General features: G+C 36.6%; 12 protein-coding genes. All 12 read left to right on the top strand.

What is annotated here, in order from left to right; all coding sequences use genetic code 11:
• The first annotated feature begins 47 nt into the window (after positions 1-47).
• The 12 genes from tsf (at position 48) to EKM63_RS01655 (ending at position 13,663) form a co-directional block, all read left to right on the top strand.
• Complete coding sequence (gene tsf / locus EKM63_RS01710; RefSeq protein WP_125703093.1) at positions 48-926, top strand: translation elongation factor Ts; 879 nt, start codon at positions 48-50, stop codon at positions 924-926.
• Between the two features lie 153 nt (positions 927-1,079).
• A complete protein-coding gene (gene pyrH, locus EKM63_RS01705; protein ID WP_125703091.1) occupies positions 1,080-1,811 on the top strand; it encodes a UMP kinase in 732 nt (243 codons plus the stop codon).
• Entirely contained in the window at positions 1,804-2,364 is a 561-nt protein-coding gene (gene frr, locus EKM63_RS01700) for a ribosome recycling factor (RefSeq protein WP_125703089.1), read from the top strand. Before pyrH ends, frr begins: the two co-directional genes overlap by 8 nt.
• 20 nt (positions 2,365-2,384) lie before the next feature.
• The gene (locus tag EKM63_RS01695; RefSeq protein ID WP_125703087.1) at positions 2,385-3,128 is read left to right on the top strand and encodes an isoprenyl transferase; all 744 of its coding nucleotides are present in this window, start codon (positions 2,385-2,387) and stop codon (positions 3,126-3,128) included.
• A gap of 16 nt (positions 3,129-3,144) precedes the next feature.
• Positions 3,145-3,939: a phosphatidate cytidylyltransferase gene (locus EKM63_RS01690; RefSeq protein ID WP_125703085.1), complete on the top strand. Its 795-nt coding sequence runs from the start codon at positions 3,145-3,147 to the stop codon at positions 3,937-3,939.
• A gap of 19 nt (positions 3,940-3,958) precedes the next feature.
• Positions 3,959-5,227 carry an RIP metalloprotease RseP gene (rseP, locus tag EKM63_RS01685; RefSeq protein WP_125703083.1) on the top strand — a complete coding sequence of 423 codons (1,269 nt, stop codon included), beginning with the start codon at positions 3,959-3,961 and terminating at the stop codon, positions 5,225-5,227.
• Positions 5,228-5,241: 14 nt separating this feature from the next.
• Entirely contained in the window at positions 5,242-6,948 is a 1,707-nt protein-coding gene (locus tag EKM63_RS01680; protein ID WP_125703082.1) for a proline--tRNA ligase, read from the top strand.
• 37 nt (positions 6,949-6,985) lie between these two features.
• Entirely contained in the window at positions 6,986-11,290 is a 4,305-nt protein-coding gene (locus EKM63_RS01675) for a PolC-type DNA polymerase III (protein WP_125703079.1), read from the top strand.
• A gap of 125 nt (positions 11,291-11,415) precedes the next feature.
• Entirely contained in the window at positions 11,416-11,883 is a 468-nt protein-coding gene (gene rimP / locus EKM63_RS01670) for a ribosome maturation factor RimP (protein WP_125703077.1), read from the top strand.
• 10 nt (positions 11,884-11,893) lie between these two features.
• On the top strand, positions 11,894-13,045 hold the full coding sequence (nusA, locus tag EKM63_RS01665) for a transcription termination factor NusA (protein WP_125703074.1): 1,152 nt from the start codon (positions 11,894-11,896) through the stop codon (positions 13,043-13,045).
• A gap of 7 nt (positions 13,046-13,052) precedes the next feature.
• Positions 13,053-13,367, top strand: a complete 315-nt coding sequence (rnpM, locus tag EKM63_RS01660; RefSeq protein WP_125703072.1) for an RNase P modulator RnpM — start codon at positions 13,053-13,055, stop codon at positions 13,365-13,367.
• The gene (locus tag EKM63_RS01655) at positions 13,364-13,663 is read left to right on the top strand and encodes a L7Ae/L30e/S12e/Gadd45 family ribosomal protein (RefSeq protein WP_125703070.1); all 300 of its coding nucleotides are present in this window, start codon (positions 13,364-13,366) and stop codon (positions 13,661-13,663) included. The genes rnpM and EKM63_RS01655 overlap by 4 nt, the downstream gene beginning before the upstream one ends.
• Positions 13,664-13,667: the final 4 nt, after the last annotated feature.

Here is a 13,667-nt window from a genome sequence, read left to right as displayed (position 1 = left end):
AGAGTCATCTATTATGGATGGCTTTCTTTCTGACTGGAGGATATTTAATGGCTGCTAAAATTACTGCTGCTCAAGTTAAAGAATTGCGTGATAAAACAAGTGTAGGAATGATGGATGCTAAAAAAGCATTAGTTTCTACTGATGGAGACATGCAAAAAGCTATCGATGAACTTCGTGAAAAAGGTATTGCTAAAGCTGCTAAGAAGAATGATCGTATTGCTGCTGAAGGATTGGCACATATCGAAATTTCTGGCAACAAAGCTGCTGTCATCGAAGTTAACTCAGAAACTGACTTTGTTTCATCTAATGACAAGTTTAAGACTCTCGTAAATGAGATCGGTAAAGCTGTTGTTGAAAATGAACCAAAGACAATGGATGATGCACTTGCACTTAAGATTGGCGATCAAACTATTCAAGAAGCTGTTACTGGCTTAACTGCTGTTATCGGTGAAAAGATTACTTTGAGACGTTTCCAAGTGTTAGACAAGACTGATTCACAAGTATTCGGTTCATACCTACATAATGGTGGCTTAATTGCCGCTGTTGTAATTCTTGATGGCTCAGACGAACAAGCTGCTAAAGATGTAGCTATGCACGTTGCTGCTATTAATCCTCGTTATATCGACCGTGATCATGTTCCTGCTGATGTATTGGCTCATGAAAAGGAAGTTATGACAGAAGAAACTAAAGCTGAAGGTAAGCCTGAAAAGATCATTCCTAAGATCGTTGAAGGTCGTGTTAACAAGTTCTTGTCAGAAATTAGTTTGGCTGATCAAGAATTCGTTAAGGATTCAGATTTAACTGTTCAACAATTTGTTGAATCAAAAAACAGTAAACTTGTTTCATATGTTCGCTTTGAAGTAGGCGAAGGTATTGAAAAGGCCCAAGAAAACTTTGCACAAGAAGTTATGGACCAAATGAAATAATAAATAGTAATGATGGGGATCGCTTAATTCTTTTAGAATTGGGCGGTCTTTTCTTTTATCTTGGGACATTTTCGTGTAAAATTAAAAGTTAGGTCAAACTAGCTATAGTGATTATGTTAAAATGTTTAATAGCAAAATTAAAGGAGAGCACTTATGCCTGATATTAAATATAATCGAGTTATATTAAAGGTTTCTGGTGAAGCATTAGCCGGAGAAAAGGGATTTGGAATCAATCCTCCAGTAATTAAGAAAATTGCTGAACAAATCAAAAGTATTCAACAACTAGGAGTCCAAGTTGCAATCGTCTGTGGAGGCGGTAACATCTGGCGTGGTGAAACAGGAGCAGAGATGGGCATGGATCGCGCTCAGGCTGATTATATGGGAATGATGGCTACTGTAATGAATGGATTGGCATTGCAAGACGGATTGGAACAAGTAGATGTTCCTACTCGAGTACAAACATCCATTGAGATGCGTCAAGTAGCTGAGCCATATATCAGAAGAAAAGCTGTAAGACATCTCGAAAAAGGCCGTGTTGTAATTTTTGCCGGTGGAACAGGTAACCCTTACTTCTCAACCGATACCACCGCAGTATTGAGAGCTGCAGAAATTGAAGCGGATGTCATTCTTATGGCTAAGAACAATGTGGATGGTGTTTATTCTGCAGATCCACAAAAAGATCCACATGCTAAGAAATATGATGAACTATCACAACTTGATATCATTAACAAGAACCTTGGGGTTATGGATTCTACCGCATCTTCATTATCAATGGACAACAATATTCCATTGATTGTGTTTAATTTAAACGAACCAGAAAATATTCGTAAAGTTGTACAAGGCGAAAATATAGGGACAATTATAAAGGGTGGTACAAATGACTGAAAACGTTGCAATTACAAAAGGTAAAGAAAATATGGACAAAACTATCGAGGTATTGAACCGTAGTCTTGCTAACATTCGTGCTGGTAAAGCTAATGCTTCGATTTTGAATAATGTTAAGGTACTTTATTACGGAGCTACTGTTCCTTTGAACCAAGTAGCATCGATCAATGTACCTGAAGCACGTGTCCTATTGGTAACTCCATACGATAAGACAGTTTTGGATGATATTGAACATGCTATCAATTCTGCTGATTTAGGTTCAAATCCAGCAAATGATGGTGATGTAATTCGTTTGGTTATTCCACAGCTAACTGGTGAACGTAGACAAGAAATTGCCAAACAAGTTGGTAAAGAAGCTGAATCAGCACGTGTTGCTGTTAGAAATGTTCGTCGTGAAGCTATGGATTCAATTAAGAAACAAGAAAAAAATGGCGACATTACTGAAGATGATTTCCATGATATTGAAGATCAAATTCAAAAACTAACTGATTCATCAGTTGAACAAATCAATAAACTTGCTGAAGCAAAAGAAAAGGAAATCACTGAAGGATAGAACCTTCGGAATGATTGGCTATGACAGAAAAAAATATCGATGGGCAGAACATAAATTTAAGAGTGCCAAATCATATTGCGATAATTATGGACGGAAATGGTCGTTGGGCTAAGAGAAGTGGACAACCGCGCATTGCCGGACATAAGGAAGGTATGAATAACGTTAAAAGGATTGCTACGGAAGCTAGTCACCTTGGTGTCAAGGTGCTAAGTTTGTACGCATTTTCAACTGAAAATTGGAAACGACCAACGACTGAAGTTAGCTTTTTGATGAAATTGCCGGTTGATTTTTTTGGAGTTTTCATGCCTGATTTGATCAAAGAAAATATCAAAGTTGTGATTACTGGATTCAAAGATGATCTTCCAGCGAAGACAAAAAAAGTAGTCCGAAAAGCAATGGAAGATACAAAAGATAATACAGGAATGATCCTTAATTTTGCGTTTAATTATGGCGGACGAGCAGAAATAGTAAATGCAGCAAAGATTTTAGCTCGAAAATCTAAAGCTGGAGAAATCGATCCTGACGAAATTGATGAAGATTTATTTTCGAAAGAATTATTTACCAGTGTACTTGGTGATTACTCAGATCCTGATTTATTGATAAGAACAAGTGGAGAAGAGCGTATTTCCAACTTCTTATTGTGGCAAATGGCGTACACCGAAATGGTGTTTGATGATGCTTATTGGCCAGATTTCACATCTGATAATTTGATTGAGGATATTAAGACATTTAATGACAGAGACCGGAGATTCGGTACTGTATGATTTTTGGGGGATAACTATGAAACAACGAGTTATAACAGCTGTTATCGCACTTGCTATTTTTATTCCGATTTTGCTTCTTGGTGGAATTTGGTTAGAGATTGCTGCTGCTGCGTTAGCGATGGTTGGAGTTTTTGAAATATATATTATGCGTAAGCGTATTATTGTTTCAATTGATTTTTTAATCACTATTTTAGGGACACTGTCTTTGGCAGTGCCACTTAATTTTTACAAAGGGTGGTTACCAAATGGATTTAATCGATTAGATATTTTTTATATCTTTGTGGTTTTGTTGCTGATGGTAACTGTATTTTCGAAGAACAAGTTTAATTTTGAAGATGCCAGTGTGTCCGTTATCACTATGGCTTATGTTGGAATTGGATTCCATTATTTGGCATCAGTGAGAAATTCAGCTGGAGGTCTTGGTTTATTGATGTTTGCCTTGATCGTGGTATGGTCAACTGACATTGGAGCTTACTCATTTGGACGTAAAATTGGTAAGCACAAGTTGTGGCCAGCTATCAGTCCCAACAAAACTTGGGAAGGAACTATTGCTGGTGTTATCTGCGCGTTAGTTCTTGCAGGCGTATATATGATTTTTGTTCCTCAGAAGTATTCAATGATCAATATGTTAATCATTGCTCTAGTGCTATCTGCATTTGGCCAAATTGGTGATTTAATAGAATCTGCTTATAAACGTTTTTATAAGGTCAAAGATTCTGGAAATATTTTACCTGGACATGGTGGCATCTTAGATAGATTTGACAGTATGTTGATTGTTTTACCTATGTTACACATTTTTGGTTTAGTCTAATCGCTTCTTGGAGGTTAAAATGACCGCGGTAATTACATTTATAATTGTTTTTGGTATCTTGGTAATTGTTCATGAGTTTGGACATTACTATGCTGCCAAAAAATCAGGAATATTGGTACGCGAGTTTTCGGTCGGAATGGGACCAAAAATCGTTGCATACCGCAAAAATAGTACTACATATACTTTGAGGCTTCTGCCATTAGGCGGTTATGTCCGCATGGCTGGGGCTCAAGAAGACGATTCAGAAATTAAACCAGGAACAATGACTTCACTGGTTTTAAATGATGAACGAAAAGTTTCAAAAATTATCACTTCAAGTAAAGTTTACGATGCTAACGGTGTTCCCGTTCAAGTATCAAAAGCAGATCTTGTTGATGATTTATTTATCGAGGGCTACGAAAACGGTGATGAATCTGAATTAAAGAAATATAGTGTTGATCACGATGCAACAATTGTTGAAGAAGATGGCACTGAAGTTCAGATTGCACCTAGAGACGTTCAATTACAGTCAGTTTCTGTCTGGAAGAGAATGATCACTAACTTTGCAGGCCCATTTAATAATTTCGTTTTAGCAATATTATTGTCGATTCTTGCAGCATTTATGATGAACAGCGTAATCGTCAATACTAATAAACTTAACAGCATTGAGAGCGGTAGTGTTGCTCAAAAAGCTGGCTTAAAATCTGGAGATACTGTTTTAAGTGTTGACGGAGAAGCAACACCTAACTGGGTCAAGTTAGTTTCTGCAATTCAACAAAAGCCCGGTGAGAAAGTTAATTTAAAAGTTAAATCAAGTGATGGAACGCACAAAGTTACTTTGATTCCCAAAACTGTTACCCAATCAGGTCAAAAATACGGTATGATTGGTATTAAGGCTACAACCGATAACAGTGTTTTGGCCAAATTGAAATATGGTTTCACTTACACGATCCAAACTACTGCTCAGATTTTCGGAGCTTTGGGTAAGATGATTTCTGGTGGGTTTAATATTAACCAACTAGCTGGTCCAGTGGGGATTTACTCAATGACTTCGCAAGCGGCTTCAATGGGATTACTAAAAGTGATACAATTTATGGCAATGCTTTCATTAAACTTAGGAATTGTTAATTTGATTCCTATTCCTGCTCTAGATGGTGGGAAAATTGTAATGAACATTGTCGAAGCTATTAGAAGAAAACCGATCCCAGAAGAATATGAAACAGTTATATCATTGATAGGTGTCGGAATTCTTGTAGTTCTGATGGTTGCTGTAACTTGGAACGATATTCAAAGATTCTTTATTAAATAGGGGGCTCATACCACATGAAACAATCTCGAATGTATATTCCTACATTGAAACAAACACCTTCTGACGCAGAAGCTGTAAGTCACCAACTCATGCTACGTGCTGGTTATATCAGACAAGTAGCTGCTGGAGCATACAGTTATCTACCGCTCTCATGGTCTGTAATTTTAAAAATTGAAAACATTATTCGTAAAGAAATGGCAAAAATCGAATGTGTTGAAATGAACATGCCGGCTTTTCTTCCAGCTGATCTTTGGAAAGAAAGTGGACGTTATGAGACTTATGGAGACACTTTATTCACATTTAAAGATCGTCATGATCGTGAATTCATGCTTGGACCTACACATGAAGAGACTTTCACAACAGTAATGAAGGAAAACCTCAATAGTTATAAAAAACTACCAGTTTTGCTTTATCAAATGCAAGCTAAATATAGAGATGAAGATCGTCCTCGTTATGGACTACTACGTTGTAGAGAATTCATTATGAAAGATGCCTATTCATTCAGTGCAAACCAAGAACAACTCGATGTTGCTTTTAACGACATGGAGCAAGCATACCGTAATATATTTGACGCTTGTGGTTTGGACTACCGTATTATTTTAGGTGATGCTGGTCCAATGGGTGGTACAGACTCTAAAGAATTTAACGCTGTTGCTGCAATTGGTGAAGATACAATTGCTTATTCAGATACAAGTGAATACTCAGCTAACTTGGAGATGGCATCAAGTAAACTTGATCCACTTCCTGTTGAAGAACATAAAGCAATCGAAACTGTTGATACTCCTGACGTACACACTATTGATGGTTTGGCACAACTGCTAAACATTGATGCTTCAAAGATCATGAAAGCTGTAGCTTATATTGCTGATGAAAAACCAGTATTAGTTATGATCCGTGGAGATTATCAAGTAAACGACGTTAAATTGAAGAACTTGGTCAAAGCTGACTTCCTTGACGAAGCAACTCCTGAACAAGTAGTTTCATTATTCCACAGTGTTCCTGGATTTATTGGTCCTAAAGGAATGAGTGATGATGTTCGTGTCGTTTACGATAGCTCATTAGAAGGATTATCAAACTTTGCACTTGGTCCAAATGTTGAAAACAAACATTACATCAATGCTAACTTTGAAGATATTAGCGAAAACATGCCTGAATTTAACGATGTAAGAATCGTTAAAGAAGGTGAGAAATCTCCTGATGGAAAAGGTGTTCTTAAATTCAATCGTGGTATTGAAATTGGACATATTTTCAAACTTGGTACTAAGTTCTCTAAAGATTTTGGTGCTACATTCTTGGACGAAAATGGAAAAGCAAAACCTATCATTATGGGTAGTTATGGTATCGGTATTTCTCGTTTGTTGTCAGCAATTATTGAACAACATAATGATGAGAATGGTATTATTTGGCCAGTTCGTTTGGCCCCATTCCAAGTACATGTTGTACCTATTAATTACAAAGATGATACACAAAGAAAACTCAGTGATGAAGTAGTATCATTACTTCAAGATGAAGGTTATGACGTCTTGATCGATGATAGGGGCGAACGTCCTGGTGTTAAATTTGCAGACTCAGATTTAATGGGTATGCCTATTAGAATCACTGTTGGTAAAAAGGCCGCCGATTCAATTGTTGAACTTAAGATTAGAAGTACCGGCGAAACAATTGAAGTAAACAAAGATGAATTAGTAAATTCAGTAAAAATATTGCTTAAGAATCAGTAATGAGGCTTAGGCCTTTTTTATTTACGAAAGGTAAAATATGTCAGATAATAACGAATTATTTAAAATTCTGATCAAACAAATAAAGCTTGATGATATTTTGCAGACAAATAGTATTTTTGATTCTGCAGAATTATCAAAAGTGGAAGTCCACAAGAAATCTAGAAGGTGGACTTTTTTCTTTGAATTCAGTAGTGTCCTTCAATTTAATGATTTCCAAATTTTTACTGAAGCGTTGAATAATGGATTTAAGGATATTGCGAATGTTGACTTTGCGATCAATGTGCCTAATTCTCCACTTGATGAGAAATTGGTACACGATTACTGGAAATATGTCTTGAGTCATGCTGAAGTTAATTCACCAGTTGTCTCCCAATTAATGGTCGAAAACCCACCACATTTTGAAAACGGTCAGGTTTTCTTGACTGTGTCTAACGGTTTCATGGCTGATTTCATGGATGGTGAGCTAATTAATAGTATTCAATCTGAGTACAGTAATTTAGGTTTCCCAAGTTTTAAAATCCGGGTAAACGTTGATGAAGCACAGTCACAAGCTCAAATAGACGAGTTAAATGCATCCAACGCTGAAAAGACGAAAGAATTTCAGACTAAAGCTCAAGAGATATCAAAAAATAAACCTGCTAAGTCTGCTTCGGCTGGTAATATCAAAAAAATTGGTCGTAAAATCACTGATGATACACCAATTATTTCAATGTCAGAAATTAACGAAGAGGATCGTAACAAGGTCGTTGAGGGGTATATTTTTGACAAGGATGTTAGAAAGTTAAAATCTGGTCGTCAGTTATTGATTGTAAAAGTGACTGATTATACTTCATCATTCAGTATTAAGAAATTTTCTAATGGTGAAGAAGATGAAGCATTTTTTGAGGCATTAGATCAAGGTGCTTGGGTCAGAGTTCGTGGAAATATTCAAGAAGATAGTTTTTCTCGTGAATTGGTCATTATGGCAAATGATATTAATATTATTAAGCATGATACTCGCCAAGACACTGCTGAAGAAGGCGAAAAACGGATTGAGTTGCATGCACATACTAATATGAGCCAAATGGATGCAATTCCAAGTGCGACCGCTTTAGTTAAGCGTGCTAGTGATTGGGGTCAACCTGCAATTGCCATTACAGACCATCATGCACTTCAAGCCTTCCCAGATGCGTTTTCTGCCGGTAAAAAATTTGGTGTAAAAATTGGTTATGGTGTTGAAATCGATCTAGTCGATGAAGGGAATCCAATCGCGTACAATCTACGAGATGAAGACTTGAATTCTGCTGAATATGTGATTTTTGACGTTGAAACAACCGGATTATCAGCTGTTTATGACAGTATTATTGAGTTGGCTGCAACAAAAATGAAAGACGGGGAAATACTGGAGTCGTTTGACGAGTTTATCAATCCAGGTCATCCACTTTCTGAAATTACGACAAATTTGACTAGTATTACTGATGACATGGTGGAAAATGCACCTGATGAAGCAACGATTATTCAGAAATTTATTGATTTTGTTGGCGATGATGTTTTGGTTGGACACAATGTTACTTTTGATATTGGGTTCTTGAATTCAGCATTAGGAAGATTAGGTCATCACCGTGTGTCCGTGCCCGTTATTGATACATTGGAAATGTCTCGTACTCTGCATTCGGAGTATAGAAATCACAAATTGGATTCTTTAGCCAAAAAATACAATATTGTTTTGGAACATCATCATAGAGCTAATTCTGATGCTGAAACTACTGGATATTTGATGTATAAACTTTTTGATGAATTGGAAGCAAAATTTTCTACGACAAATATTTCGCAGTTGAATGATCACGTTGGTGGAGAAGAGGCATACAAGCAAGCTCGTCCTAGCCATGCTATTTTGATGGCGCAAACTCAAGAAGGATTAAAAAATATGTTTAAAATTGTGTCGTATTCAATGACACAATATTATTACCGGACAGCCAGGGTACCTCGAAGGATGTTGAATAAATATCGTAAGGGAATTCTTGTTGGATCTGCCTGTAAAGATGGTGAAGTCTTTACAACTATGATGCAAAAGGGTTATGACGAGACCCGTGAAGTTGCGCAATATTATGACTATCTTGAAGTTATGCCAAAGCCTGTTTACCAACATCTCCTTGATGCAAAAATTGTTAATAATGAGAACTCATTGGAAGAAATTTTAAAGAATATCATTAAACTTGGTGAGGAAATCAACAAGCCAGTCGTCGCTACTGGAGATGTTCATTACCTAGATGAGCATGACAAAATTTATCGAGATATTGTAATCAAAGCTGTTAAGGGTAATCCATTATCAAGACAAACATTGCCAGATGTTCAATTTAGAACGACTAATGAAATGTTTGATGAATTCAATTTCCTAGATGAAGCAACAGCTAAAAAAATTATTGTTGATAATCCTAAGAAAATAATGGATTCAATTGACGAAATTTCGCCTGTTAAAGATAAGTTATATACTCCCAAAATGGATGGAGCCGAAGATGAGATTCGCAATTTGACTTTGAACAAAGCACATGAGTTATACGGTGATCCATTGCCTGAAATTGTTCAAAAACGAATGGATAGGGAATTGAAGAGTATTATCGGAAATGGTTTCTCAGTTATCTATCTGATTTCACAACGTTTAGTTTACAAATCAAATAAAGATGGATACTTAGTTGGTTCCCGTGGTTCCGTTGGTTCCAGTTTCGTTGCGACAATGACCGGAATTACTGAGGTTAATCCTTTGGCGCCCCATTATAGATGTCCTAAGTGTAAATATTCTGAATTCTTCACCAAAGGTGAAGTAGGTTCGGGATTTGATTTACCGGATAAAAAATGTCCTAAGTGTGGGACTGAATTGGTCAAAGATGGACAAGATATTCCCTTTGAAACCTTCTTAGGTTTTAAAGGTGACAAAGTTCCTGATATTGATTTGAACTTCTCTGGTGACTATCAACCAGTTGCACATAATTATACGAAAGTACTTTTTGGTGAGGATCATGTGTTCCGTGCCGGAACAATTGGTACTATTGCTGACAGGACTGCTTTTGGATATGTTAAAAATTATGAAGAGACAACTGAACAAAATTTGAGAAATGCTGAAGAAACTCGTTTGGCAATGGGTGCCACAGGTGTTAAACGTACAACTGGTCAACATCCGGCCGGAATCATTGTTGTTCCTGATTACATGGATATTTTTGATTTCACGCCATATCAATTTCCAGCGGATGACCAAAATGCTGCTTGGAAAACAACGCATTTTGATTTCCATTCTATCCATGACAATATTTTGAAATTGGATATCCTGGGTCATGATGATCCAACGATGATCCGTACACTTCAAGATTTATCAGGAATCGATCCGCTTACTATTCCAGTTGATGATAAAGATGTTATGTCTTTGTTCTCTGGAACCGAAGCACTTGGTGTTACTCCGGAACAGATTTTTTCTAAGACGGGTACACTGGGAGTTCCCGAATTTGGTACGAGATTTGTGCGTGGAATGTTAGAAAAAACTCATCCTACGACATTTGCTGAATTACTACAGATTTCTGGATTATCCCATGGTACTGATGTTTGGTTGGGTAATGCTGAAGAATTGATAGACAAAGGTGTTGTTACTCTGAAGGAAGTTATCGGTTGTCGTGATAATATCATGATGGATTTGATCCATTGGGGTATGGACTCACAAATGGCTTTCCAAATTATGGAGCATGTTCGTAAAGGACGTGGTATTCCAGATGAGTGGAAACAAGCGATGAAAGATGCTGATGTGCCAGATTGGTATATCGAATCTTGTTTGAAAATTAAGTATATGTTCCCTAAGGCTCATGCGACTGCTTATATTTTGATGGCATTACGTATTGCCTATTTCAAAGTGCATTATCCATTGTTCTATTACAGTGCATATATGTCTGTCCGTGCTGATGATTACGACCTTGTGGCCATGACTTCAGGTAAACAGGCAGTTAAAAATGCCATGCAAGAGATCAATAATAAAGGTATGGAAGCTTCAACTAAAGAGAAGAATTTATTGACGGTTTTGGAAATTGCTAACGAATGTCTTGAAAGAGGTTTTAATATAAAAATGGTCGACTTGGAAAAGTCTGATGCATTTGAATTTAAAATTATCGACGACAAAACTTTGTTGGCACCTTTCAACGCTATTCCAGGCCTAGGTGACAACGTTGCTAAGCAAATAGTTGCTGCTAGAGAAGAACAACCATTCCTTTCAAAAGAGGATTTGGGCATCAGAGGTAAGGTTTCTAAAACAGTAATTGAATATATGACAGAAAATCATGCACTTGATGGAATGCCAGATGAAAATCAATTGTCTCTATTTTAGGCTTCAACGCTTTCCATGGTTGCGTTCTAGCGTCATGTGTGTTAAATTATATTACAGTTGATTATCGTGAACGAGTGAGCAGAAATGCTCACTCTTTTTATTGCCGATTACTTTGGAGGGCCGATTTGAACAATAAAATTGATGAATTGAAAGATATTTTACAGCCAATCCTAGAAAAACATGATTTTTTCTTAGTTGACTTGGAGTTTGTACATGAACGTGGTGACTGGTATTTAAGAGTTTACGCCGATAAAAAAGGTGGAATCACGATTGATGATTGTGCACTTATCAGTGAAGAATATGGTGAAAAGCTTGATGAGTTAGATCCTATTGATCCAGCTTATTACCTTGAAGTCTCATCTCCTGGTGCAGAACGTCCCATCAAGAATGATGAAGATTTAAGTAATTATGAAGGTGATTATGTTAATGTTTCACTCTATCAAAAAATTGATGGTAGTAAGGCATTCGAAGGTACTTTGACCGAAGTAACGGATGACGAAATCAAACTCACAATTAAAGTTAAAAATCTTAAAAAGCAAGTAAACATTACTAGAGATAAGATTGCAAAAATTCGACTTGCGATAGAATTCTAAGGAGAATAGCATGACAAAAGAAATGGTTGACGCATTAGATGCGCTTGAAAAAGAAAAAGGTATCAAAAAAGAGTATGTGATCGAATCACTTGAGGCCGCACTTGTTGCTGCTTACAAACGTAATTACAATCAAGCTCAAAACGTTGAAGTAGAATTTGATGCAAAAAAAGGTAACATTCACGTTTACTCTGTTAAAGAAGTTGTTGAGGAAGTCGCTGATGAACGTTTAGAAGTTACTTTGGCTCAAGCTCAAGAAAAGAGTAAAGGTTATGAATTAGGTGATCATATTCGATATGAAGTAACACCTAAAGACTTTGGTAGAATTGCTGCTCAAACAGCTAAACAAGTAATTATGCAACGTGTACGTGAAGCTGAGCGTGACATCATATATAATGAATATAGTCAGTATGAGCATGAAATAATTCAAGGTATCGTTGAACGTAGCGATAATAGATTTGTATATATTAGTTTTGGTAAAATCGAAGCTGTTATGTCAAAGAATGATCAGATGCCAAATGAGACTTACAACCCTCGTGATCGAGTTCGTGTTTATGTAACGAAAGTTGAGAACGCAACTAAGGGACCACAAGTGTTTGTTTCAAGAACAGATCCAGATTTGGTAAAACGTCTTTTTGAACAAGAAGTTCCTGAGATTTATGATGGAACAGTAGAAATCGTTTCTATTGCTCGTGAAGCTGGAGACAGGACAAAGATTGCTGTTAAATCAGATAATCCTGATGTTGACCCAGTTGGAACATGTGTTGGACCTAAGGGTGCACGTGTACAAGCTGTAGTTGATGAACTTAGTGGCGAAAATATTGATGTTGTTCCTTATGTCGATGATCCAGTCGATTATATTGCTAATGCTTTGAATCCGGCTGAAGTTATTGCTGTTCAGTTTGATGAAACAGATAAACAACAATGTATGGTTATTGTTCCTGATTATCATTTGTCATTAGCAATTGGTAAGAAAGGTCAAAATGCTAGACTTGCTGCTAAATTGACAGGATATAAGATTGATATCAAGCCTGAATCACAAGTCGAATTTGTTGACGATAATGACCAAGATGTCGATATTGATGATGTCGAGAACATTCCAGAAAACAATTCTGATGATAATACAGATACAACAACTTCAGATTCTGATACTGATCAAGAATAAAGGGGGGATGGATTTGGTAGCACGAAAAATACCTATGAGAAAAGATGTGCTGACAGATAAGATGTATCCAAAAAGAGAAATGGTGAGAATTGTCAGAGACAAAGATGGCAATATTTCCATTGATCCAACTGGAAAGAAATCTGGTCGAGGAGCATATGTCGGATTAGATCCAGAAGCCGTTAAAGAAGCCAAATCAAAGAAAATTCTTGAAAAAGTTTTTTCTACTAAGGTTTCTCCTGATTTTTATGATGAGTTGTTTGAATTTGTCGACCATCAAAAGGCTAGAATGGACTTATTCGGGGATTTAGGTAAGAAACATTGAAAAAAGATTTCTTAAATTTCTTAGGAATTGCAGTCTGTGCTGGCAAAATTATTTCAGGTACAGAGCTAACTTTGCAAGGAGTTCGTGACAATACCGTGAAATTGGTTATAATTGCAAGTGACTGTAGTGATAGAACAAAAAAAGAGATTTCAAACAAAACTGATTTTTATAAAGTTCCATTGAATGCATCTTTTACGAGTCAAGAGTTAAAAAAATCAATTGGTAAGGATAGGAAAGTTATGGGTATAACTGATCTTGGAATTGCTAGAAGGTTAAACGAAATTATGGAAAAATAAGGAG

The sequence above is a fragment of the Companilactobacillus mishanensis genome (assembly GCF_003946505.1).
Taxonomy (GTDB): Bacteria; Bacillota; Bacilli; order Lactobacillales; family Lactobacillaceae; genus Companilactobacillus; species Companilactobacillus mishanensis.
Note: the sequence above shows the minus strand (reverse complement) of the source record. Positions and strands in the feature narration are given on the sequence as shown.